This is a genomic window from Leadbetterella sp. DM7 (assembly GCF_040829825.2).
Classification (GTDB): domain Bacteria; phylum Bacteroidota; class Bacteroidia; order Cytophagales; family Spirosomataceae; genus Leadbetterella.
Genome location: NZ_JBFOLH020000001.1, coordinates 114,399 through 139,591 on the forward strand (window position 1 = coordinate 114,399; position 25,193 = coordinate 139,591).

At 49.5% G+C, this 25,193-nt stretch carries 17 protein-coding genes and 1 riboswitch; of the genes, 11 read left to right on the forward strand and 6 right to left on the reverse strand.

Features of this window, described 5'->3' with window-relative positions:
* Window positions 1-6: 6 nt before the first annotated feature.
* Window positions 7-3,162: an efflux RND transporter permease subunit gene (locus AB2U10_RS00500; RefSeq protein ID WP_367914356.1), complete on the forward strand. Its 3,156-nt coding sequence runs from the start codon at window positions 7-9 to the stop codon at window positions 3,160-3,162.
* A 112-nt stretch (window positions 3,163-3,274) separates the two neighbouring features.
* Window positions 3,275-3,883, forward strand: a complete 609-nt coding sequence (locus AB2U10_RS00505; protein ID WP_367914355.1) for a hypothetical protein — start codon at window positions 3,275-3,277, stop codon at window positions 3,881-3,883.
* Here AB2U10_RS00505 and AB2U10_RS00510 read toward each other — a convergent pair.
* Entirely contained in the window at window positions 3,876-5,636 is a 1,761-nt protein-coding gene (locus AB2U10_RS00510) for a MutS-related protein (protein ID WP_367914354.1), read from the reverse strand. The genes AB2U10_RS00505 and AB2U10_RS00510 overlap by 8 nt on opposite strands.
* Window positions 5,637-5,813: 177 nt before the next feature.
* On the opposite strand from AB2U10_RS00510, the gene AB2U10_RS00515 reads away from it, so the two are divergent.
* Window positions 5,814-6,803 carry a sugar phosphate isomerase/epimerase family protein gene (locus AB2U10_RS00515; RefSeq protein WP_367914353.1) on the forward strand — a complete coding sequence of 330 codons (990 nt, stop codon included), beginning with the start codon at window positions 5,814-5,816 and terminating at the stop codon, window positions 6,801-6,803.
* Window positions 6,804-7,035: 232 nt separating this feature from the next.
* Here AB2U10_RS00515 and AB2U10_RS00520 read toward each other — a convergent pair whose 3' ends face one another.
* The gene (locus AB2U10_RS00520; RefSeq protein ID WP_367914352.1) at window positions 7,036-8,097 is read right to left on the reverse strand and encodes an AI-2E family transporter; all 1,062 of its coding nucleotides are present in this window, start codon (window positions 8,095-8,097) and stop codon (window positions 7,036-7,038) included.
* A 138-nt stretch (window positions 8,098-8,235) separates the two neighbouring features.
* On the opposite strand from AB2U10_RS00520, the gene AB2U10_RS00525 reads away from it, so the two are divergent.
* Window positions 8,236-9,642: a hypothetical protein gene (locus tag AB2U10_RS00525; RefSeq protein WP_367914351.1), complete on the forward strand. Its 1,407-nt coding sequence runs from the start codon at window positions 8,236-8,238 to the stop codon at window positions 9,640-9,642.
* A gap of 5 nt (window positions 9,643-9,647) precedes the next feature.
* Here the strand turns inward: AB2U10_RS00525 and AB2U10_RS00530 are convergent, their stop codons facing one another.
* Both AB2U10_RS00530 and AB2U10_RS00535 read right to left on the reverse strand, forming a co-directional pair.
* Window positions 9,648-11,045: a DUF4403 family protein gene (locus AB2U10_RS00530; protein ID WP_367914350.1), complete on the reverse strand. Its 1,398-nt coding sequence runs from the start codon at window positions 11,043-11,045 to the stop codon at window positions 9,648-9,650.
* Between the two features lie 125 nt (window positions 11,046-11,170).
* Window positions 11,171-13,390 (reverse strand): NADP-dependent isocitrate dehydrogenase, encoded by a 2,220-nt coding sequence (locus tag AB2U10_RS00535; RefSeq protein ID WP_367914349.1) that lies wholly within the window; start codon window positions 13,388-13,390, stop codon window positions 11,171-11,173.
* A gap of 169 nt (window positions 13,391-13,559) precedes the next feature.
* Between AB2U10_RS00535 and AB2U10_RS00540 the strand changes: the two genes are divergently transcribed.
* The 7 genes from AB2U10_RS00540 (at window position 13,560) to AB2U10_RS00570 (ending at window position 23,306) form a co-directional block, all read left to right on the forward strand.
* Window positions 13,560-14,141, forward strand: a complete 582-nt coding sequence (locus tag AB2U10_RS00540) for a DUF1684 domain-containing protein (RefSeq protein ID WP_367914348.1) — start codon at window positions 13,560-13,562, stop codon at window positions 14,139-14,141.
* A complete protein-coding gene (gene murB / locus AB2U10_RS00545) occupies window positions 14,128-15,150 on the forward strand; it encodes a UDP-N-acetylmuramate dehydrogenase (protein ID WP_367914347.1) in 1,023 nt (340 codons plus the stop codon). The genes AB2U10_RS00540 and murB overlap by 14 nt, the downstream gene beginning before the upstream one ends.
* A gap of 21 nt (window positions 15,151-15,171) precedes the next feature.
* Entirely contained in the window at window positions 15,172-15,771 is a 600-nt protein-coding gene (locus AB2U10_RS00550) for a hypothetical protein (RefSeq protein WP_367914346.1), read from the forward strand.
* A gap of 47 nt (window positions 15,772-15,818) precedes the next feature.
* Window positions 15,819-16,340, forward strand: a complete 522-nt coding sequence (locus AB2U10_RS00555) for a GNAT family N-acetyltransferase (protein WP_367914345.1) — start codon at window positions 15,819-15,821, stop codon at window positions 16,338-16,340.
* An 82-nt stretch (window positions 16,341-16,422) separates the two neighbouring features.
* A riboswitch (TPP riboswitch) is annotated at window positions 16,423-16,519 on the forward strand.
* Window positions 16,520-16,691: 172 nt separating this feature from the next.
* Window positions 16,692-18,911, forward strand: coding sequence for a TonB-dependent receptor (locus AB2U10_RS00560; protein WP_367914344.1), 2,220 nt, complete (start codon window positions 16,692-16,694; stop codon window positions 18,909-18,911).
* Window positions 18,912-19,175: 264 nt separating this feature from the next.
* Entirely contained in the window at window positions 19,176-19,994 is an 819-nt protein-coding gene (locus AB2U10_RS00565) for an alpha/beta hydrolase (protein WP_367914343.1), read from the forward strand.
* A 96-nt stretch (window positions 19,995-20,090) separates the two neighbouring features.
* Complete coding sequence (locus AB2U10_RS00570; protein WP_367914342.1) at window positions 20,091-23,306, forward strand: S41 family peptidase; 3,216 nt, start codon at window positions 20,091-20,093, stop codon at window positions 23,304-23,306.
* 54 nt (window positions 23,307-23,360) lie between these two features.
* On the opposite strand, the gene AB2U10_RS00575 is transcribed toward AB2U10_RS00570, so the two are convergent.
* Together AB2U10_RS00575 and AB2U10_RS00580 are read right to left on the reverse strand one after the other, a co-directional pair.
* Window positions 23,361-24,104 (reverse strand): LytR/AlgR family response regulator transcription factor, encoded by a 744-nt coding sequence (locus tag AB2U10_RS00575; protein WP_367914341.1) that lies wholly within the window; start codon window positions 24,102-24,104, stop codon window positions 23,361-23,363.
* Window positions 24,085-25,185 (reverse strand): sensor histidine kinase, encoded by a 1,101-nt coding sequence (locus tag AB2U10_RS00580; RefSeq protein WP_367914340.1) that lies wholly within the window; start codon window positions 25,183-25,185, stop codon window positions 24,085-24,087. Before AB2U10_RS00580 ends, AB2U10_RS00575 begins: the two co-directional genes overlap by 20 nt.
* Window positions 25,186-25,193: the final 8 nt, after the last annotated feature.

The window sequence follows — 25,193 nt, forward strand, 5'->3', positions numbered from 1 at the left end:
TAGAATATGAAAATAGCTGATATATCCATAAGAAGGCCGTCTATTGTGATTGTGGTCTTCACAGCGCTTACTTTGTTCGGTATACTGAGCTACTTCAACCTGAATTACGAGCTTCTGCCCAAATTCACCCCCGGAGTAGTATCTATAGCCACCGTATACCCGGGAGCATCGCCCGGTGAGGTGGAAAACACCGTCACCAAAAAGATTGAAGATGCGGTGGCATCGCTTGAAAACATCAAAAAGCTGGACGCTACCTCGTACGAAAGCCTTTCGCTCGTTATTATCGAGCTGCGGCCCGGTGCCAATGTAGACCTGGCCCTGAACGATGCGCAACGAAAGATCAACGCCATGCTGTCGCAGCTGCCGGATGATGCCGAGGCGCCCTCGCTGAACAAGTTTTCTTTTGATGACCTGCCCATCCTTACCCTTTCTGCCACGGCACAGCTGGATGACGCCACTTTCTATGACCTGATCGACAAGCAGATCCAGCCTATTTTATCCCGCGTGCCGGGGGTGGCCCAGGTGAACATCATCGGGGGACAGGAAAGAGAGATACAGGTAAACATCAACGCCTCAAAGCTGGAAGGATACAACCTCTCCATTCTGCAGGTGCAGCAGGCCATCCTGGGTTCTAACCTCGACTTCCCGACCGGTAGCATCAAGTCAGACAACCAGGACATCCTGGTACGTCTATCCGGTAAATACAAAGATGTGGAAGAGCTGCGTAACCTGGTAATCGCCGACGGCCCTACAGGAGCCCAGGTGCGCCTGAAAGATATTGCCGACGTGCAGGATGCCCAGAAAGACGTAGAAAAGATTTCACGGGTGAACCGTAAAAGCGCTATCTCGCTGCAGGTGCTCAAGCAATCGGATGCCAACGCAGTAGAAGTAAGCAAGGCCACCAAGGAAATCCTGACCCGGGTGGAAAAACAATATGAAACAGAAGGGCTGAAAATCGCCGTAGCCAACGATACCTCCGATTATACCCTGAAATCGGCGAATGCCGTGGTGTTTGACCTCTTCCTGGCCATTGTGCTGGTGGCCATCATCATGCTGTTCTTCCTGCACAGCATCCGGAACTCGCTCATCGTAATGGTGGCTATCCCGGTTTCGCTGATCGCCACGTTCATTGGTATGAACCTGATGGGCTTCTCGCTGAACATGATGTCGCTGCTGGGACTCTCCCTGGTGGTGGGTATCCTGGTGGATGACGCCATTGTGGTAATTGAAAACATTTACCGTCACATGGAAATGGGGAAAAACCGGGTAAGGGCCGCCTACGACGGTGCCAAGGAGATCGGGTTTACCGTAATTTCCATCACCCTGGTAATTGTGGTGGTATTCTTACCGATTGCCCTCTCCACAGGTATGGTTTCTGACATTCTCCGCGAGTTCTGCCTCGTGGTGGTAATTTCGGTATTGCTTTCCCTGCTGACATCTTTCACCATTGTGCCGCTGCTGACCTCCCGTTTCGGTAAGCTGGAACAAATCAACGGAAGCAACTTCTTCAGCCGCTTTATTCTTTGGTTTGAAGGACAGCTGAACCGGTTCACCCGCTGGATCACCGGTATCCTGGAATGGTGCTTAAGCCATAAGCTGATCACACTGGTGATTGTAGTGGTGATGTTCTTCTCCTCGTTCCTGCTGGTAGTGGGCGGTTATATTAACGGTGAGTTCTTCCCTAACTCTGACCGGGGCGAGTTTTTTGTTCAGATAGAGCTTCCGAAAGATGCGGCCATTGAACAAACCAACCAGCTGACCCAGCAGGCGGAAGATTACCTGAGTAAAAAGCCGGAGATCATTTCCCTGATCACCTCCGTGGGCCAGTCGAGCGACGGTATGGTGGCTACCCTGGCGCCTGCCTATAAGGCAGAGATCATGGTGAAGCTGGTCGATAAGGAAAAACGGGCCGATGCCACCGAGGTATATGCCGCCAAAACCAAGCAGGAGCTGCAGAAAATACTGGTAGGTGCCAAGATCAAAACCCTGCCGGTAAGCTTTATCGGTACAGCTGACCAGGCCCCTATTGAGCTGGTAGTGGTAGGTTCAGACCGCGACAGCGTCACGGCATATGCCGAGAAGGCGCTGACCGAGCTGAAAAAAATACCGGGTGCGGTAGAAGCCAAGCTTTCGGCTGAAAGCGGTAACCCCGAAATTTCAGTAGAAGTAGACCGCGATAAGATGGCGGCCCTGGGGCTTGACCTTTCTACGGTAGGTGCTACCATGCAAACGGCCTTTAACGGAAATACCAACGGTAAATTCAGGCAGGGACAATACGAATACGATATCAATATCCGGTTTGATGATTTTGACCGTAAGAATGTAGATAACGTAAGCAACACCCTCTTTACCAATAAGCGGGGCGAGCTTATCCGGCTGTCGCAGTTTGCCGCAGTAAAAGAAAGCTCAGGTCCGAGCCAGCTGGAAAGAAGAGACAAGAGTACGGCCATCAAGGTACAGTCACAGGCGGTAGGGGTTCCTGCCTCCGTGGTCGTAGCCGGATGGCAGCCCAAGCTGGATTCCATTCCGAAGCCCAACGGCGTAAGCTACGTATGGAGCGGTGACATGGAGCAGCAGGCAGAAGGGTTCGGTACCCTGGGAGTGGCCCTGATCATGTCTATCCTTCTGGTGTACTTCATCATGGTAGCGCTTTATGACAGTTTTGTGCACCCGTTTGTGGTATTGTTCTCTATACCGCTGGCCCTGATCGGTGCCTTGCTGGCCCTGGCACTGACCAATAACACCCTGAACATATTTACCATACTGGGTATGATCATGCTGATTGGTCTGGTAGCCAAAAACGCCATTATCCTGGTCGACTTTACCAACCAGCTGCGGGCCGAAGGAAAATCCACGCGCGAAGCGCTGGTGCTGGCCAACCACGCCCGTCTTCGTCCTATCCTGATGACCACCATTGCCATGGTATTCGGTATGTTGCCTATCGCCATGGCTTCAGGTAGTGGTTCAGAGTCGAAAAACGGTATGGCGTGGGTGATTATCGGTGGTTTGCTGAGCTCGCTCTTCCTTACCCTGATTGTGGTGCCTGTAATTTACCAGGTGTTTGACAGCCTGCTGAACCGGCTGGGCCTGAACAAGCCCGAATTACCGGTAGACAAGCTGCTCACAGAGCCTTATGAGCACAAAGAGGTAAAAGAGTACTGATGAATATTCGTGGTACGGGATGATAATGAAATCATCTGCAGCTCCACAAGAAAAAAACCGCCTTTTTACAGGCGGTTTTTTTCTTATTTTTGCAATCCAAACTTTCATAACCGTGATCAAAAGACTCTACCAGTCCCAGGGCGTCCAGGGAATTTTTACCTTAGGCTATTTGTATATCGTTATTCTGGGTATCCTGGGCGAAGCCCTTTATTACAGCCAGCTGGGTATCAATATCCTGAATTATTCCGGCATCAGCGATGTGCTGCTCAGCCCTATTTCCAAACTAACGTCCAACTTCTATTTGCTGGGGAGCATCATCTTCATTGTGGTTTCCGTGCTAAGCATCCTGAACAGCACCAATACTCCTGAAAAGAAAGCCAGGCTGAAAAAACGACTGGGTATTCAACCGGGACGTGAAAATAAAGTCCTTGATCTCCTGGTTGTCTTCTTTTTCGTATTTCTTTTCAGCTTTTACGTGGGTCTGGATATCGGTTTTGGGGCAAAAAGAGCCTCTGCTATCCGGCGCGGCAACATCAGCTATACCGATAAGCTGGTTTTTGTATCCAATGACTCCGCATCGGTGAAAATAATGGGCGTTAACAGCTCATATGTATTTTATATCACCCACGACAGCCCGCTGGTAAAAATATCTCCTACCGGTGCCCTGAAATATTTTGAAAGACAGCCCGCCCGGCCCAACTTCAGCAAGCTGTTTAAATGATGCCCATTTTTTCCATCAGGAAGGTAGCACTTTTATTGCGGCAGACGCCTTCGCGAAGCTTGTAATCAAAAACCAGCTCATCGTTGATGATCTCTACCTCGAAGTTCCGGTTTTCCAGCCGGTCCGGGTATTCCTCTGCCAGCCGGCATACGGCCAGGTCATGGGTGGCAATTCCGCCGGTTGCCGTATGCGCTATAATTTTTTTGATGACGCCAATGGTGCCCGACTGCTTATCGTTGGAGTTGGTTCCTCTCAGAATCTCGTCAAGCAGCACCAGGCAGGGTTCTTTCTCCAGCTGATCCATTATAGCCTTCAGCCGCTTTACTTCTGCAAAGAAATAAGATTCACCGCTGCTCAGGGAGTCTGACTGCCGCATAGATACCAGAACAGGAAGGAGGCCCGCCTGCGCCTTTACGGCACAAACCGGAGCACCGGCTCCCGCCAAAACCATGTTCACACCTATAGCACGCAGGAAAGTACTCTTCCCTGACATATTAGACCCCGTAAGAATCATAAAGTTTACCGGTGTAAGGTGAATAGTATTATTTACCCGGGCCTGCTCATTGATCAGCGGGTGTCCCATATCTTCAAAACGGAGCTCCGGGCGGGCATGCAGAACCGGGTAGGCATACCCCGGGTTATTCCAGGCAAAATTAGCATAGCTGCTCAGCGCATCGGTCTCACCCATTACTTCCAGCCAGCGGTGCAGCCGGGCGGCATGTGCCTGTTTCCATTGCAAAAGGGCCCGCAGCGCATGAATGTGATAGGTCAGCGTTCCGTTCAGGACCAGCGCGCCCAGGTCAAAATTAATTCCCTGCAGCTTCAGGAAAAGTCTTGAGAGCCGGGCCAGCTCAGGGCCGGCCTGCCCGCCCAGCTCTTCCTGCAGCTTGACCAGGCCGGCCGACCGGAAAGGCCCGGCTTCAATGGCCGTCAGAATAAGGCCGTAATGCCTGATGATGTCAGCCACATTTTTAAAACCCGCCAGCTCACCCCTGATTTTTGCCAGTTGGGTTCCTGTTAAAACCAGGTTGCCCACAAACGCTGCCAGGATCCACTTCCAGCTCCATATTCCGGTTATATACCCTGCTGTCGCACCTATAAACAGGGCCGGCAACAGGAAACTTAAGGTCGTAGCTGCCCTGCTCACTTCGTTGTCCCGGTTTTCTGACCAGGCCACCAGTTTCTGGTATTCGGCTTCACTGTCAGGCATCATGCGGCCCCTGGCGGTTATATGCTGCCTCCTCTCCGGATCGGCGCTTAGCTCCCGGATGGCCTCCTGCCGTGAAAGCGCTTCTTCAGGCGAAAATGAACGGCTCAGGCTTTCGGCAAGCTTCATTTCACCGACATAGGTGGTAGTACGGTTGAGGTAGTGAAAAAGCGAATCTTTCCCGAAGATATCCAGGTCATAGGTATAGAAATGGGTGCTGTCTATATAGCGGGTCCCGTCATAATTCGCATTTTCTTTCCGCAACAGGAACGCGGCTTCCTCCCGGTTAATGTTCAGCAGGTTGACGCTCAGTCTCCTCTGCCATTGAATGGCCCGGTGCTTTTTCACACACCCCACAAAAAGCCCTGCGGCAAGGAGGGGAAGCAGCGCATATATCCATTGCCCGGAACGTATAGCCCACCAGGCGGTAAAGATAACGGTAAGAGCCAGAAGCACTCTGAACAGGCTGTAGGTATCGTAACGTTTTTTAAGCTGTGCGCTTTCAGACCTGTACCGGTCTGCCATAGAATCATAGTACTGTGTCATTACCTGCGGGGGTTAAAGTCCGTTATTAATCAGAACAAGGTGTCTCCAAAATAAATTTCCGGGTACTGCCCGGATTCTGAAGTTTTTATCTCCGGGCAAATAAACCGGCTTTTTGCTTCATAAAAGCATATTAATTTAGTAGGTTTGGGTTTTTAACCTTAAATGATACCTATTTCTATGAAAATCAAAATGCTAAGTATTCTTGCCCTGACAGCCGTCGGAGCCGTTTTCCTGTCTGCGTGCAGTAAAACTCAGAAAGCAGAAGAGACCCAACCCGACTGGAACATTTCACTGGCCCAATGGTCGCTTCATAACAGTTTCTTCGGTGATGCGCTGAAAGGCAACTGGCAGGAATTTGGCAGATTATTGAAAGAAGCCCCTGATTCCTTATTGCAGGGGCCGTTAAAGCCGATCGACTTCCCTTCTATTGCCAAAGGGTACGGCATTAACATTATTGAGCTGGTAAATACCTTTTACTACGGCAAAGCAAAAGACATGGCCTACTGGGAAGATTTCAAGAAACGCTGTGATGATGCCGGTGTAACCGTGGGCCTGATCATGTGTGATGCCCTGGGAGATCTTGGAAACGCCGACTCTGTTGCCCGTATGCAAACCGTGGAAAACCACTATCCGTGGGTAGACATTGCCGCTTACCTGGGCGCAAAAACCATCCGGGTAAATGCTGCCGGACAAGGTACTGCAGAAGAAGTAGCTGAACATGCAGCAGATGGCCTGAGAAAGCTGGGAGAATACGCAGCTACCAAAGGAATCAACGTAGTAGTGGAAAACCATGGCGGATACAGCTCTGACGGAAGCTGGCTGGCCGGTGTAATGAAAGCCGTAAACAGGGAAAACGTAGGTACACTGCCTGACTTCGGAAACTTCTGTATTGAGCGCGGTCCGGAAGGCTGTGTGAAAGAATACGATCTTTACAAAGGGATTGAAGAGCTGATGCCTTATGCAAAAGGAGTTTCTGCCAAAACCAACGATTTTGATGCAGACGGTAATGAAACTACCAAAGACTATGCAAGAATCATGAAGATTGTTAAAGACAGCGGATTTAAAGGAAACATCGGTATTGAATACGAAGGCCGTAATCTTTCGGAAGATGAAGGGATAAAAGCCACCAAGGCGCTTATCGAGAAAGTAATGGCCGAACTGAAGTAACCCTCCGGCGAAGGTGCCTGAAAAGCACGCAAACCGCTGCAATGTTTTGGAACTCCGGCTTCAGTTGCGTACTGCCTGTATGCTCTTCCGGGACCCCGTCACTTTGCATTTTGCGTTCTTTTCAGGCATTTTTTGTATTGCACTGCACTATTACAGACAAGTACTTTAATAGGCCCTTATACAACCTATCCTTGCCGTTTTGCACAGCTGACATACCTTACATCTGTACGGGTTATTCTTCGGGCAATTCTTCTGAGCCTGTCAGAACTATTCTCCGGTTTCCATATTCGTTCCTGTATACTTTGAACAGAACGCTTATGGAAGAAATGATCAGCGGGCCGAAGATCAGCCCCAGCATACCGAATACATTAAGACCGAACAGCACACCGAAAACCGTGATCAGCGGGTGGACGTCGCCCAGGGTTCTCAGAATGGTGAAGCGCAGGATATTATCAATTCCTCCTACCAGGAAAAAGCAGTAGAGGGTCAGCCAGACGGCATTCGACAGCCCGCCGGTAGCAAAAGAAACAATGCAGATCGGCAGGTAAACCGCCATAGTTCCCAAAACAGGAAATACGGTAGCCACGCCGGTAACAATACCCCAGAGCACGGCATTATGCACCCCGAAGATAGAATAGCCTATCATGGCCACAATGCCCTGGCATATACCGAGAATGGGGATACCAATGGCATTGGTTCTGACCATCAGGTTGATCTCTGACCAGAGCTCCTTCCGGCTTCTGTCGGAGAAAGGGAAAAAGTTTTCAATGGTGGCTTCCATTTTTTTGCCGCTGACCAGCATAAAATACAGCACAAAAAAAGTGACCAGCATATTGATCAGCACTTCTGCCACAGAATTGATCACACCGGGCAGGTATTTGGTCAGGCTTTGCAGAAACTGCACCAAAGCCTCGTCGGAAAGATCAATATGTTCCAGGACAGGCTTATTCCGGATAAACTCTTTCACCTGGTTAAATTTACTGACGATATCCTCGGTATTGCCCAGGAAAGAGGATATCCGCGGGATGAGGTAATCGATCAGCGCCCAGATTGGCAGCACGATAAAGACAATAGAAAAGAAAATAAACAGGATGCTGGTTATGACCCGGTTCCATTTTCTGCCCTCGGTCAGCCTGAAATACCAACCCCGGAAAATAATGTACAGGGTAATGGCCCCTAAAAAACCCGGCAGGTAATACGACAGGTACCTGAAAATAAACAAACAGGCCACAATAATTACAGCGATCAACATGATCTGGTTAATGGCTTGATTGCTGATCTGGCGTTTCTGCATAGTTATTTTCTGAAAGATGATGTAAATTAAGGATATCTGTTTTGTGTTAAAAGCGGGAGCACAAAAAATTATTGCCGCTACTATACAAACGGTTGCTTGATATCTCTGATTTAATTCCGGATATTTGTCTTTATAATTATGACTATAAACGCATTCCGCAATAATGTACCGGTGGCCATGACCTACCTGTACATTAATCTGCCTATCGCCCTGTTTTATTTATTCTGGCTAAGGACCCCCTGGGCGGTAGCGGCTTTTCTTCTTTTTTCGGGATACTCGGTATACCAGGCTTCAACCATAAAGGCCGAGGGATACAGCTTTAATTTTACGGGTTGGGAAATCACCAGGATACTCGTCCTCGGGGGTGTCCTTGTCTTTGTATCGGGTGTATCGGGCATTGGGGGTGATCCTGCTTTTGATATTTCGCACCATCTTCAGAAGGTTTTTGACTTCTCCCGGTCCGGTCTTCCTATCTATTATGGGAGTGCGTCGTCTTATGCCAGTTATTATTATGGCTTTTATATTATTCCCGGCCTGTTGCTGAATGCGATCAATAATATCACCCTCGTGTTCTCCCTGTGGGAATTGTGCGGAATTTACATTGGTCTATCCTGGCTTTACCTGCTGTTGAACCGCAATTTCCTGCATCTTACCCTCCTGTTCCTGGTTTCAGGATTGCTCAGTTTGCTGGTTCCGCTTTTCCGGCTTGAGAATTTTCTATTCAGCCCTTATTTCTATTTCCAGGATACCCGCTGGAACCTCCTGCCCATGTACCTGTCGCTCCGGTGGGTGCCCAACCAGTTTATTTATACGGCTATCCTGACGGGAGTCGTATTGTATCTAAGGCCGCGCGATCTGCTGAATGCGTCTACCCTGCTTATATCAGGCCTGTTCTGGGCGCCTTTTCCTACCCTGATGATCGGTATTATTTACCTGGTCAGGGTTGTGCCCGTTTTTGTCAGGGAAAAGGTCTCATCAATGGGGGTTTTCCTGGTTATCAATGCCTTCCCGACCTTTTTTATTTTTTTCTACCTGACCGCCAACCAAACCAGCAACGCTCTTGAGTTTACCCTGACCGACCCGGCCCGGATCTTTAATTATCTCTGCCTCATCTGTTTCGAGATTCTTATTTTTTATGGGTTAACGGAACCCGTATACAGGCAAAAAAAAGAATTAAAGGTGGTTCTGGGAATCCTCACTCTCCTGCCTTTGATCAAACTCGGCATCGGTAACGACCTGTTTTCCCGGGCCAGCTTGCCCCTGCTGCTGATCCTGTATATTTATTTTATAAAATCGCTCTCCTGTAAAACCGGGAAATGGGCTTACCGGGTAGTGGTTATGGTACTGGTATCGCTGTTGCCGTTGAAATACATCGGCGATAATATCCGGAATTTTTCACTGACCCCGTCTTATACCCCTTCTGCAGAAGTGGATACCTATTATCTCATTAAAAAAGACTATCAAAGCAAAAAGATAGCCGATCAGTACCTGATGGATCAGGATTCATTCTTCTATAAATTCTTATTGGCAAAGAGGCAGGATTAAACGGGTCATATTCTTACCTTTTTCTTCACCGGCAGCTTCTTCAGCGTAATTTCAAAGCGGGGTTTGCACGACAGCCAGATCAGCATTTCTGATTCACGGATGACGTGGCGGATATCTTTAACCTCAATTTCTGAAAAAAGCAGCTGGAACTTATCTGCATGATTACCCTCATTGATGGTTCCGTTCAGAAAATCAGGCAGGTTGTTCATGTAGTCCCCGATGTCAAGGATCACTTTCTTTTCGAGATACCGCAGGATACCGTCGCGAAATCTTTTATCTACCGCATTCAGTACTTTGTGATCGGTATCCAGGTCATAATCGGGGTGGGTAACTACCAGCGTCCGGGTTTCCGTATCGTATACCGGTGTACCTACTATAGTCAGCGCAGCGGGAGTACTCCCCTCAGTCTGTATATCAAAGGCCACTTTTTCACCGTGACCTCTCATTTTAATATCGCTGATCTCCGGAAACGCCAGCCGCCGGCCGGAAGAATAGGCTTTACCTATCACTTTCAGCTGCCGGTTGATCTCATCCAGGGGCACAGTAGCCAGGATCTCCAGGGTATTGGAGTCTTCCTGCATGTGCATTAAGGGCCTGAATTCGGGCAAAGGCTTATACCGGGAAAATTGCGTGGAGTCACGGTGCACCTGTGCCCGTGCATCTACGGCCAGGTTAAATACCAGTCCGTCAGCATTTCCCCGGATGTCGCCCCACAGGCTGTCGGGCTCTATCCTGAACCAAAGTGTGGCAGAATCCGAGCGGTAAACCGGCAGCGGCTTCTGCAGGTTCATCCAGGTACGGGTGATGCCCTTTTTTAAGTCTACTTTTTCCCGGAGCGCATCGTCGAGCGCACGGGTGAGGTCGCCCAGCTCGTTCCGCAACAGGTAATCGGCAATAAATTTTATCCCGATTTTAACCCGTCCGGTTTCCAGCCGGGGTCTTTTTTTCCATTCATAGCCGATCAAAACGGTACGGGTAGAGACTTCCCAGTTGGGGCTTACATCGGGCTTTATATTGAGGTAAAGGTTCAACGCCCCGGTAATTCTGCGGTATATTTTCCTGCCCGACTTTTTTTCCCGGTCTTCAATAATTTCAACTTCCAGGGGGAAAAGCACATTCACCGAATCTCCGGTCATAAGCAGCTCTATTCTTCCGGGCTTCGATACGGTCAGCAAAAGGCTGTCGTTTTTAAAAGGAATAAACGTATCGGCAATCACGCGGTCAAATTTCCGGTTCAGCCAGTCTTCAAGCTCTTCTACAGGGTAGAAAACAGGAAACCACAGCCGTTGCGGCCGGGCAGTCATATCTGCCGCTCCCGTCTTTATTTCCCGGGCATCCCGCTCATGGGAATTACAACCCGTCAAAACGGCTGAGATAAGTATAATACCGAAAAATAGTCTCATTCTTCTTTAAAAACACAAAGAAGGTGTCTAAAAAGGAGCGGTCGCCGCTTTTCAGACACCTCATCATTAAGCCTTTTCAGACTGCCTCTCTCCGTAAAATACGGGTGTAAAGAGGTGCCCCGCGCTTATCCTATCTTATCCAGAATAGCATTCAGTGTGGCGCTCGGGCGCATTGCCGCCGAAGCCCTGGCAAAATCAGGCTTGTAATACCCGCCGATATCCTGCGGCTTACCCTGAGCAGCAATCAGCTCTTCGTTGATTTTGGCTTCCTGCGCGCTCATCTCTTCTGCCACCGGGGTAAAGAGGGCTTTCAGCTCTGCATCCTTGTCCTGCGCTGCCAGCGCCTGTGCCCAATACAGCGCCAGGTAAAAATGGCTGCCGCGGTTATCGATCTGCCCTACCTTACGGGCGGGTGATTTGTCATTTTCAAGAAACTTACCGGTAGCTTCATCCAGTGTATCGGCCAGCACCTGGGCCCGCGAATTCCCGTTTACCTGCGCAAAATGCTCCAGCGATACCGCCAGGGCCAGGAATTCGCCCAGCGAATCCCAACGCAGGTAACCTTCTTCCTGGAATTGCTGAACATGTTTCGGAGCCGATCCGCCCGCCCCGGTTTCGAACAATCCGCCACCGTTCATCAGCGGAACAACAGACAGCATCTTGGCCGATGTACCTACTTCCAGGATAGGGAAAAGGTCGGTATTATAATCCCGGAGCACGTTACCGGTTACCGATATCGTGTCGAGTCCTTTTACAATCCGCTCCAACGAGTACTGCGTTGCTTCAGCCGGGCTCATAATATAGATTTCCAGCCCGCTGGTATCGTAATTTTTCAGGTATTTTTCTACTTTGGCGATAAGATTGGCGTCATGTGCCCGGTTTTTATCCAGCCAGAATACCGCCGGGGTACCGGTGGCTTTTGCCCGGTTAACGGCCAGCTTCACCCAGTCCTGCACGGGGGCGTCCTTGGTCTGGCACATCCTGAAGATATCGCCCGCCTCTACCGGCTGCTCCATCAGCACGTTGCCTTCATCATCGGTCACCTGCACCTTTCCGGCAGCAGCTGCCTGGAAGGTCTTATCGTGCGAGCCGTATTCTTCAGCCGCCTGGGCCATCAGACCCACGTTTGATACAGACCCCATGGTAACCGGATCCAGCGCGCCGTTTTTCTTACAGAAATCAATCACCGTCTGGTATACCCCTGAATACGAACGATCGGGGATCACAAACTTGGTATCTTTCGGCTTGCCGTCAGGCCCCCACATCTGTCCTGACGTACGGATAGCCGCCGGCATAGAGGCATCAATGATCACATCGCTCGGCACATGGAGGTTGGTAATTCCCTTATCGGAATTCACCATGGCCAACGGCGGGTTTTTGGCGTATACCGCCCGGATATCGGCTTCGATGGCCGCTTTCTGCTCGGCCGGAAGCGACTCGATTTTCTTTTCAAGATCGCCCAGTCCGTTATTCGGGTTGATATTCAGCTCATCAAACAGGGCGGCGTATTTATCGTACACTTCTTTAAAGTATTCGTATACCACACCTCCGAAAAGAATAGGGTCAGACACCTTCATCATGGTAGCTTTCAGGTGCACCGAGAACAATACATCTTCTGCTTTGGCATCCCGGATCTCCTGGGCGTAGAAGTTTTTCAGTTTGGAAAGGCTCATCACCGATGAGTCAATGGTTTCACCTTCCAGCAGGGGGCTGCCTTCTTTCAGCACTTTGGTACTGCCGTCGTTGCCGGTGAAGGTAATCCTGAAATGGGTGGGTTTGCTGACCACTACCGACTTCTCACTTCCGTAAAAGTCGCCTTCAGCCATAGACGATACGTGCGATTTGGAAGAAGCTGACCACGCGCCCATGGAGTGCGGGTGCTTCCGGGCATATTCTTTTACCGCTTTGGGCGCCCGCCTGTCGGAGTTGCCCTCTCTCAGCACCGGATTCACCGCCGAGCCCTTGATCTTGTCGTATTTTGCCTTGATGTAGGTTTCTTCGGCATCTTTGGGTTCTTCAGGGTAATCGGGAATGGCGTACCCTTTTGACTGAAGCTCTTTCACCGCAGCTACCAGCTGCGGAACAGATGCGGAAATATTGGGAAGCTTTATAATGTTTGCTTCCGGTTCTACGGCCAGTTTCCCCAGGTAAGCGAGGTCATCTGAAATTTTCTGATCTCCGGTTAAAAACTCCGCGAAATTAGCCAGGATACGTCCCGAAAGCGAGATATCGCGGGTTTCTATGGTCACACCTGCCGGCCGGGTAAATGCTTCTACTATAGGCAAAAAAGAATAGGTAGCCAAAGCGGGAGCTTCATCAGTAATGGTATAAATGATCTTTGACATTATAATAAGTTAATTTGAATCCGATGCGCACAAAGGTAAACATTCTCACCGAAAAGCATGTAAAACACTTTTCTAAATAAAGGTTACTTTACCTAAATTTGATAAAAAAAGCTGAATTTCTTACCTGTCAGGCGATTTCGTCTTAATTTTGAGAAACAGATACAAACTCATGCTTTTACGATCTCTTCTCACTTTACTTTTCGGGTGGATTTCCTTCCTGGGCTTCGGCCAGGCCGACCTGCTGAAATTCAGGGAGGAGTACCGGGCAAAAACACGGGAAGAGTTTCCCCACAGCGAACAGGCTTTTTTTGAACCGTCTGAAAAGTTCAATATTCAGGCGCACTATCGCCTGCTGAAGAAAGGAAAGGTAATTGCAGTACCCACTTCCGGCAGTAAAATCAAAAATTACCGCGAATATGCCCGGGTTAAATTCCGGGTTGACGGCAGGAAATACACGCTGATGATCTACCAGCCCGTACCCGTATCGCCGCTTTACAGGAACCTCCTCTTCCTGCCGCTCAAAGACCTGACGGCCCCGGAAGAAACCTACGGTGGCGGGCGCTATATGGATCTCAGCACGGCAGATTTTCAAAACGGGAAAGTAAGGATCGATTTTAACAGGCTTTACAATCCCTATTGTGCCTTTTCCGATGGCTGGAACTGCCCCGTTCCACCCCCGAAAAATCATTTAAAACTACGTATAGAAGCCGGCGAAAAGCTGCCGCTCAAAACCGAATATGATCGCCATTGACGAAAACGTATCGCTGAAACCGTACAATACCTTCGGCCTGGAGGTAACCGCGCGCTATTTTACCGAAATCAAAGAAACGGGGCAGCTTATTTCTCTCCTGCAGGACCCTGCCTGGACCTCCGTAAAAAAGCTTTTCCTGGGTAGCGGCAGCAACATCCTTTTGCTGAACGATTTTGACGGCCTGGTCATCAAAATTTCCATAAAGGGTATAACACAGACAGAAGAAACCGGCGGGTACGTTATTCTCCGGGCCGGTGCCGGTGAGATCTGGCATGAATTTGTGCTCTACTGCATTGAACGCAACCTGGGCGGGGTAGAAAACATGTCGCTTATCCCCGGTACGGTAGGCGCTGCCCCCATGCAGAATATCGGTGCCTACGGGGCAGAAATAAAGGATACGTTTCACTGCCTGGAGGCTCTGAACCTGGAGACCCTGCAAACAGAAGTTTTTGATCGTGAAAGATGTGCTTTCGGCTATCGGGAGAGCTTTTTCAAGCACGAAGGCAAAAACCGGTATGTTATTCTGAACGTCAGCTTCAGGCTCTCCAAACAGCCGGTCATTAACGCATCGTACGGGGCTATCCGGCAAATCCTGGCCGAAATGGGGGTAGATTCTCCTACTATCCGTGACGTCAGCAATGCTGTTATCCGTATCCGGAGAAGCAAGCTTCCTGATCCGGCAGAGATCGGCAACTCTGGCAGCTTCTTTAAAAACCCGGAAATACCTAAGGAGGAATACCTTAAAATAAGAGAGGAATATCCCGCTATGCCGGGTTATGAAGTAAGTGAAGACCGGGTAAAAGTACCGGCGGGCTGGCTTATTGAGCAGGCCGGCTGGAAAGGCAAACGCTTCGGTGAAGTAGGCGTGCACGATCAGCAGGCCCTGGTGCTCGTCAACTTCGGTAAAGGCAGCGGAGCTGAAATTTCAGACCTGGCCACCCGGATACAGGCTTCTGTTGCCGAAAAATTTGGCATTACCATTTCACCCGAAGTCAATTTTATTTTTTAACTTTACCCTAAAAGACCGGACATGAACCTTATACACGGATTATCAGACATCATACTGGCAGTGGCAGGTATTTATGTTTTCTTCAGATACATTAACCCGCTGGAGCTCTCCTCCACTATTTTGTGGGAGTCTTTCATCCTGTCGGTAGTGGTAGCTGCCGGGTTCGGTGCCCTCGGCTTTTTCGGGTTTGAGAAAGCCATCCCGGTCTCCCGGTTCTTCCAGACTTTAGCCACGATAAACGGGGCCATAGGCCTGGTGGCGGCCACGGCGGCGCTGGTTTCGGGCAGCGATTTTTCGCGGGGAACCGGCTATGCCATCATTGCCGCAGGATTTGTCTTTTTTACGCTTTACGAAGTTTTTGATATCCGGCCGGTATTCTTCTGGGTTCCCATCATTTGCATGACCGTCGTGCTTTTCCTGGGGCTATTTGCCCTCATCAAAGGCAATTTCCGGGTAGGTTTGTGGGTCATTGCCGGGGTAACTTTCTTTGCCCTGGGCAGCTTCCGTGAAGACCTCTTTGGCACCCATGAATTCAGCATCAGCCTGTACCACCTGCTTATGGCCGCCGGCGTGCTCAGCATAGGCATGGCCAACTCAGGAGCGGTACCGGCAAGGAAGTAAGCTGAAGAACCGGCAGAAAAACAGGAATTTTTATACCATCTGATACGATGAATTTACAACCTATACTTGAAGATGACCTGGTTTTACTCCGGCCACTGCATGAAAACGACTTTGAAGCCCTTTATGAAATAGCTTCTGACAAAACCATCTGGGAACAGCACCCCGCAAAAGAAAGAAGCGAACGGGAAGGTTTCACGCGTTATTTTAAGGAGGCTATGGCAACCGGCAGGGCCCTGGCCATTATTGACAAGAATACCCATAAAATTATCGGCACCAGCCGGTACAACCCCAGCACCGAATCGGAAAAAGCCGTAGAAATTGGCTGGACCTTCCTGGCGAAAAGCTATTGGGGAGGAAAATACAACACCGCCGTGAAAACCCTGATGATCCGGTATGCCTTTCAGTATTTTGATACGATCCTCTTCTATGTGGATGAGAACAATTTCCGCTCCCAAAAAGCGGTGGAGAAAATTGGGGGAAAACGGATTACGGAAATAAACGGCGTGCCGATAGCACCGCGCAACACTTCCGTGTTCTACGCCATTTACAGGCCGGAGGAAGGCCAGTAACAGGCCCCGGCCAACCGGGCCCGAAAAGTTTCAGGCCCGTATCCTCTTGTCAATCGGAATTAATTTTTACCTTTGCACCGTAAATCTCAAAAAGGGGTGCCTGAATACTGCGGGCTGAGATCATACCCATTGAACCTGATGCGGATAATACCGATGAAGGGATTTGAGGAGCCAATTCCGGCTCTCATTTATTCAATAGGGAACATCTTTTTACAAGCACCGGAACCTGCGGCCGACGTTCCGGATGTAGTAAAAAAGTATTGTTCCAGACAAAAGTAAAACGAATACAGGCGTATGCCCGAAGATTGTGTTTTGCTCCTTTAACTTCTTCGTAATGATTTAAAAATTGTTATGAAAAAGAATTTTTTTCTTCCGATTCTGCTGATTCTGCTCGCTGTACTGCCTTCTGCAGGACAGCAACTCGACACGCTGCAACACCTGAACGAAGTGGTGGTAAAAGCTACCCGCGCCAATGAAAAAACCGGTATGGTGTACAGCAATGTGTCGCAATCTGCCATCAAAAAACAAAACCTGGGCCAGGACCTGCCCTTCCTGCTGAACCAGCTGCCTTCTGTGGTGGTGACTTCTGACGCCGGCACCGGTGTGGGCTATACGGGGATCCGTATCCGGGGTACCGACCCTACCCGTATAAACGTTACCCTGAACGGCATTCCTTATAACGACTCCGAGTCGCAGGGTGTTTTCTGGGTAAACATGCCCGATTTCGCCTCCTCGGTGCAGAGCATACAGGTGCAGCGGGGCGTGGGTACTTCAACCAACGGGGCCGGAGCCTTCGGGGCTTCTGTCAACGTGAATACCCTTCAGCTCAGCCGCGACCCTTTTGCCGAGGTAAACGTTTCCGGCGGATCATTCAATACGCTAAAAACCAATTTTATAGCTTCATCAGGGCTATTGAATGACAAATTTGTCTTTGATGCCCGGCTATCGAAGATAGGCTCTGACGGGTTTGTAGACCGGGCCTCCTCTGATCTGCGGTCGTACTACCTCTCCGGCGGGTATTACTTCAAAAACAACTTTATCCGTCTGAATCATTTCTCCGGCAAAGAAATCACCTACCAGTCGTGGAACGGTATTCCGCAGGCGCTGGCTGACGGTGACAGGGCCGGGCTGGATGCCTATATCGAAAGAAACTGGTACAGCCAGGAACACAAGCAGGAACTGCTGGCCAGGGGGCGCAAATTCAACTACTACAACTACGAAAACGAGGTAGATAATTACGTCCAGTCGCACTGGCAGCTCATTTCCTCCTTCCAGCTGGGCCAGTACTGGCGTCTTAACCCTACCCTCTTTTATACCAAAGGCGACGGGTACTATGAGCAGTACAAAGACGGCGAAGACCTCGAAGAATACGGGCTTTCGTACATCACCATTGGCGGAGAGACCATTACGGAAACCGACCTGATCCGGCGGAAATACCTGGATAATGCTTTCTATGGCGGTGTGTGGTCGCTGGACTACGAAGGAAGCGGCAAGCTTACCGGTAGCCTCGGCGGCGGGTTCAATCAGTACGACGGCAGCCACTTCGGGGAGGTGATCTGGGCCCAATATTTCTCTGACGGTAAGATCAACCACCGGTACTACAATAACAACAGCACCAAAACCGATTTCAACCTCTACGGGAAACTGTACTATGCCCTGGCGCAAAGCTGGAATGCCTACCTCGACCTGCAATACCGCCGGGTAGGCTTTGATATGCTGGGAACCGGCGATGTGCTGCAGCAATTGAACTTTAACAATACCTGGAGCTTCTTCAATCCCAAGATAGGGCTTACTTACCGCTTACCCGGTAGCGCATCGGCCTATCTCTCCTATGCTAAAGGCACCAAGGAGCCCAACCGTACCGACTTCGTGGATACGGCCTCTAACGTGCCCCGCCCGGAGAAGTTGCATGATTTTGAGGCCGGGTACAAGGTAAGCCGGAAAAGCTGGGCGGCCGAAGCCAACCTCTATTTCATGAATTACAAAGACCAGCTGGTACTTACCGGGCAGATCAACCAGGTGGGCGAAGCCATCCGCATGAACGTTCCGGAAAGCTACCGGGCCGGTATTGAGCTGCAATGGGGTGGAAAAATCACCGAAAAGCTGGCTTTGGCAGCCAATGTGGCCTTAAGCCGGAACAAGATCAAAGCGTTTACCTATACCGTGCCTGCCTCAGACGGCACACCCGACGAGGTGACTCCATACAAAGATACCGACATTTCATTTTCGCCGAACGTGATCACCGGGGGAAGCCTCACTTATACCCTGGCCAAAGGCCTCAATGTGGCTCTATTGCCCAAATACGTAGGCAAGCAATACCTGGATAACACGTCATCGGAAGATAAAAAACTGGATGGTTATTTTGTATCGGATCTGAACGTTTCGTATACTCCGAAAGCCGAAAAGCTGAAAGATCTGAATTTTACGTTGCTGGTTAACAACATTTTCAATAAAGAATACGAATCAAACGGCTATACCTACAGCTATATCTACGGCGGGAAGGTCACCGAGAATTTTGTATTTCCGCAGGCCGGAATTAATTTTCTGGCGGGCATGAGGGTGAGGTTCTAAGAGTTTGAAACCCCGGGCAATTAACCCGGGGTTTTTAATAACCTGTTTTGGAAATTTGAAATTCCGCTAACAAGGAGCGAAAGAACGCGGCTCTCCGTAAGCTGCACGTTTGGGTCTCGTATTTTGTATATCTCGAAGACAAGAGAAAAAATTGAATTGATTGAATAACAACGAAATAAGAAATTTTGCAGATTGAAAAACTTCGTATATTTGGGCGTTAGCTGTCATTTTACAAAACAGCCGTCTAAACCAGAAAATTAAATTATGAAAAACATTTACTGCATTTTATGGACAGGAATTTTATGGCTAACAAGCTGTTCCAACGCTTCACAACCTAACGACCCTATTCCTCAACACGAAACTTTTACTATTACGTCTAACCAGGTTGGAGAAGATAGAATTATCAACGTCTGGACACCAGAAAACTATACAACAAGCTCCGACTCTTTGCCTGTAATGTATATGGCAGACGGTGGAATAAAAGAAGATTTTCCTCATATTGCGAACACTTTGGCAAAACTTATCAGGGAGAAAAAAATCAAACCGCTAATTCTTGTTGGTATTGAAAACACCCAAAGAAGAAGAGATTTGACAGGATTTACCGAAGTTGAAAAAGACAAAGAAATTGCACCTGTTGTTGGGGGTTCGGAAAAATTCAGAGCGTTTATTAACGATGAACTTTTTCCCGAAATCAACAAACGATACAGAACAACCAACGAAAAAAGCATTATCGGAGAATCAGCATCGGGACTCTTTGTCATGGAGACTTTTTTCCTTACACCCGAAATGTTCGACAATTACATTGCTTTTGATCCTTCGCTGTGGTGGAACAACCATTATTTGGTAAGAACAGCAAAAGAACATTTAGCCAAATTTCCGGCAAACGAAAAACGACTTTGGTTTGCAGGCTCAAATGCAGAAGATATTTTTCCATACACAAAGGAATTAGCAAACACTTTCAAAACTGAAAACTCTGCAAATCTAAAATGGAATTATTCAGACGAGCCGAAAGAAAAACACAACACCATTTTCAGGGTAACGAAAGAAAAGGCGATAATCTGGACATTGAACGAAGCGAAATAAAAATAGTTGCGAACACTGCGTTTGCCATGCTCCTGAATTTTGAGCAATTGCAAATTCAGCCAATTCCATATATTTGTACAATGCAATAAAAACTCTATGTCAAAAAGATTAGCTATTATTTCGCTGATAACCCTCATCAGCTCTGCCCTTACTGCCCAGGTCACCCCCAAATGGGCCCGCTATCCGTCTGTCTCTCCTGACGGAAGCACGATCGTCTTTACCTATAAAGGAGACCTCTACCGCGTTCCTTCCTCCGGTGGACAGGCCATCCAGCTGACCTTCCATGAGGCCCACGATTACCAGCCGGTATGGAGCCCGGACGGGAAGCAGATTGCCTTTGCTTCGGACCGCTACGGTAATTTTGACGTTTTCATCATGAATGCCCGGGGAGGCGACGCCCGGCGGCTCACGTATCACTCCGGCGACGAGACGCCCTTTTCTTTCACACCTGACGGGAAGTCTGTTGTATTTGGCGGGGTAAGACAAGACCTGGCCAGCCATCGCCAGTACCCCACCGCTTCGCAGCCCGAGCTCTATTCGGTACCGGCGCAGGGTGGAAGAGTAGACCAGGTTCTCTCGGTTCCGGCAGAATACGTTCAGTACAGCAAAGACGGAAAAACCCTGGTTTATCACGATAAAAAAGGGGGGGAGAACGAATGGCGCAAACACCATACGTCAGCCATTGCCCGGGATATCTGGACGTACGATACAAAAACGGGCAGGCATACCAGGATCACCTCGTACTACGGCGAAAACCGCCAGCCGGTTTTCACCAACGGCGACAAGGATATTTATTACCTGAGCGAAGAGAGCGGCACTTTCAACATTCATAAGCTATCGCTGGCCAATCCTGCTCAAAAAACACAGATCACGCGCCTGAAGACCTTCCCGGTGCGTTTCCTGAGCTCTTCTAACGACGGGCTGCTGGCATTTTCTTACGACGGCGAGCTTTACACCGTGCGGGAGGGACAGCAACCCAAAAAGGTAGAAATCACGCTGTATACCCAGAAAATTTCAAACAACGACGGCTTTTCTCCCGTTACTGCCGGCGTAAGCGACTTCTCGGTATCTCCTGACGGCAAAGAGGTGGCTTTTATTGCCCGCGGTGAAATTTTTGTATCTACTACCGACGGCAAAATCACGAAAAGAATTACCAATACACCGGAACAGGAGCGCTTCCTGGAATTTGCCCCTGACGGCAAGTCTATCGTATACGCCAGCGAAAGAGACGGCCGCTGGCAGATATTCCAGGCCAAAAAGACCCGTAAGGAAGAACCTTTGTTCTATGCCTCTACCCTGATCGAAGAATCTCCGCTGGTAAGCAACGGAAACGACAATTACCTGCCTAAGTTCTCTCCTGACGGCAAGAAGCTGGCTTTCGTGGAGAACAGGAGAACCCTGAAGGTATTGGATATCGCTTCGGGCAAAACCATTACCCTGATGACGCCGGCGCAATTGTTCCACATGCGCGACGGCGACCAGTATTTTGAGTGGAGCCCCGACAGCAAATGGCTGCTGGCATCTTACCACCCTACCATGGCCAACGGGGAAGTGGTTCTGCTTGATGCGGAAGGGAAAAAACCCATGACCAACCTTACCCAAAGCGGCTACAACGACTACTCGCCCAAATGGGTGAATGGCGGGAAGCAGATCCTGTGGTTCAGTGACCGCCACGGCATGAGAGACCACGCCAACAGCGGCAGCTCGCAGGGTGACGTTTACACCTTGTTCCTGACCCGGGAGGGCTGGGATAAATTTAACCTTTCCAAAGACGATTACAACGTTTTGAAAGAGTTGGAAAAAGCAAAAGAAGGTGACAAAGCCAAAAAAGATACCACGAAAACCAAAGAGGTTGCGCCCCTGGTAATTGACTGGGACGGGCTGAACGAGCGGAAAGCCAGGCTGACGATCCATTCCTCTTCTTTAGGTGATGCGGTCTTGTCAAAAGACGGTGAAAAGCTCTATTACCTGGCCCGGTTTGAGAAAAACAGCAACCTGTGGAGCACCGACCTGCGTACAAAAGAAACCAAAATGGAGATAGCGCTTGATGGAATGGGCGGCAGCCTTGTATGGGATAAAGACCAGAAAACCCTCTACCTCCTGAGCAGCGGCCGGATCTCCAAAATCAACCCGGAGAGCAAGAAACGCGACGCCATTACGATAGACGGTGAAGTACATTTTGATTCGGAAGCCGAGCGGCAGCGCATGTTTGACCACGTTTGGCTCAGAACCCAGAAAATGTTCTATACTCCGGATATGCATGGGGTAGACTGGGGAAAAATCAAGACCCAATACGCCAAATATGTTCCGCATATCGGGAACAGCTATGAATTTGCCGAAATGCTTTCGGAAATGCTGGGTGAGCTGAACGTTTCGCATGCCGGTGCCCGCTATAGCCGCTCCGTACCGAACAGCGATGCCACCGCTTCGCTGGGTATTTTCATGGATTATAACCACAAAGGAAACGGGATCCTCATCCGGGAGATCATTGCCCAGGGGCCGCTCGACAAAGCCGGCTTCCAGATTAAACCCGGCCACATCATTGAGAAAATTGACGGAGAAACTATTGCCGCCGACAAAGACGTGGCCATTTACCTGAACAGGAAGGCCGACAAGTTCACCCTGCTGGAGATCCTGGATCCCAAAACCGGCAACCGTGAGCAGATCACCGTGAAGCCCATTTCACTCGGAGCAGAAAACCAGCTGCTTTACAAACGCTGGGTGAAGATCAACCAGGCAGAAGTAGACAGCCTCAGCAAAGGTACCCTGGGTTATGTGCACATTGCAGGCATGAATGACGGCCAATACCGCAATACCTATGAAGAAATGATGGGCAAATATGCAGACCGGAAAGGGGTGATCGTAGATACCCGCTTCAACGGCGGCGGCGACCTGGTTTCTGACCTTGCCATGTTTTTTACCGGCGACAAGTTCCTGGATTATGCCACCAAAGACCGCTCTGTAGGGTATGAGCCTACGTTCCGCTGGACCAAGCCTACCCTTGCCATGTTCAATGAGGCAAATTACAGCGACGGACACTGCTTCTCCTGCGGGTATACCGACCTGAAGATCGGGAAAACTGTAGGGATGCCTGTACCGGGCACCTGCAGCTTTGCCGGCTGGGAGATGCTGCCTGACGGTACCCGTTGGGGCGCCGTTCCGATCTCCGCCAAAAACAAAGCCGGAGAATGGCTCGAAAACCATGAGACCAAACCTACATTCGAAGTTAAGAATGATCCGAAGCTGATTGCGGAAGGCAAAGATCAGCAGCTCGAAAAGGCAATAGAGGAATTACTGAAAGATGTGAAGTAAAAAGAAGGGGCGCCGCAAGCGGCGCCCCATTCTTTTTGGAAACCTCCCAAATTGCTACAGGCTCATCAGGTCTTTAAATTTGATCGATTGCCTCCTGGATATTTCGATCTTCTCCAGCGGCGTAGCCTTGTCTCCGCCTTTCAGCGTCACCAAAAGCCCGCCCGAGAACCAGGGCTCAATTTTATCGATCCAGTTCAGGTTAATGATGTGCTTGCGGTTAGCCCTGAAAAATATTTTGGGATCAAGCCGCTCTTCCAGGCTGTTCAGCGACTTCAGGATCATAGGCTTCTGGTCTTCAAAGTGAAGCCGCACATAGTTACCCATCGACTCGAACAGCCTGACTTTACCCAGCTTCACAAACCAGCATTTCTCACCGTCTTTCACAAATACCTGGTCGTTTTCACCGAGATAGCTCTCCGGGTGCTGCACGGCGGTCTCGGCCCGCTTCATTTCGCTTTCCACTTTCTGGATCGCCTCTGCCAGCCGGGCAGTATCTATCGGCTTCATGATGTAATCAAGCGCATTGTATTCAAACGCCTTTAATGCGTATTCATCATAAGCCGTGGTGAAGATCACTTCCGGCACCCGGTCTTCAATAGCTTCCAGTAACTCGAAACCGTTCTTGCCGGGCATCTGGATATCCAGGAAAAGCAGATCCGGGTTATGCTCGTTGATCAGCTCAATAGCCTCATCGGCATTGGCCGCTTCCGCCACAATGTTTATCTTGGGAAAATCTTCAAGAAGTCTTTTCAGCTCGTTCCTGGCCAGTCGCTCGTCATCAACTATTATGGTCTTCATCGGTTTCGGTTTTTAATGGTATTTTCTTTTCCAAAGGTATTTTTACTTTCGCCTGTACAATATGCGGTTCTTCCTGGTAAATATCAAATGTTGCTTCGTTCCCGTAAATGAGGCTTAACCGCCTCCGGGTGTTTTCCAGCCCGAAACCCGAGTCATCGCCATGGCTCTGGTGATCGGTAAAAATCCCGGTATTCCGGATCGTTACTTCCAGCATGTGGCCGGTTATATACGTTTTCACCTCTACAAATCCCCACTTTTCGGCCTTCTGCACCCCGTGCTTGATGGCATTCTCTACCAGGGTTTGCAGCATCATCGGCGGCACCTCCACATTCAGTGTATTGGGCTCAATTTCCAGTGTCGACTGCAGTCGCTCCTCGTAACGCACCTTCTCGAGGGCCAGGTAGTCTTCAATGGTCTTCAGCTCTTCTTTCAGCGGGATGGTGGTTCGCCGGTTGGCCACCAGCGAGCTCCTCAGGATATTGGAGAGCTGGGTAATCCCGTTCTGCGCCTTTTTCGGCTCTTCCAGGATCAGCGCCCGGATACTGTTCAGGGCATTGAACATAAAATGCGGGTTGATCTGCGCCTTCAGAATTTTGGCCTCCGAAGCCTCAATAGAGGCCTGCATCCGGATACGTTCTATATTATTCTTTTGAATTTCAATGGTGTACGCCACAAAAATATACAGCAGCACCCAGATAACCATGGGTTTGCTGAAGTTGATGATATAGGCAAAGTCTTTAAAAAGCCAGCTGATCCGGTCGGTCCTTCCCCCGAAATATTCATCGTATAACGAAATATTAATGGCTGTAAACAGGGAGGTGATCAGGATTACCCCCAACAGGCAGCGAAGTACCAGCTGGTTTACGGGCAGCTTGATCCAGTCGTAGTTTTTGAAGATCAGCTTAAAAAAATGGGTGAGCGATATCCCCGTCAGCACATAGATACACGAATTGAAGATCATTGCTTCCAGCTCATCCAGGCTGGAGGGTTGCAAAAAAAGCACAAAATACGCCAGGTCTGATAAGGCATAAAATACCCATCCTATGATCTGGAAGGCCCAGTAAAATTGTCTCTGATTCATAATCTCAA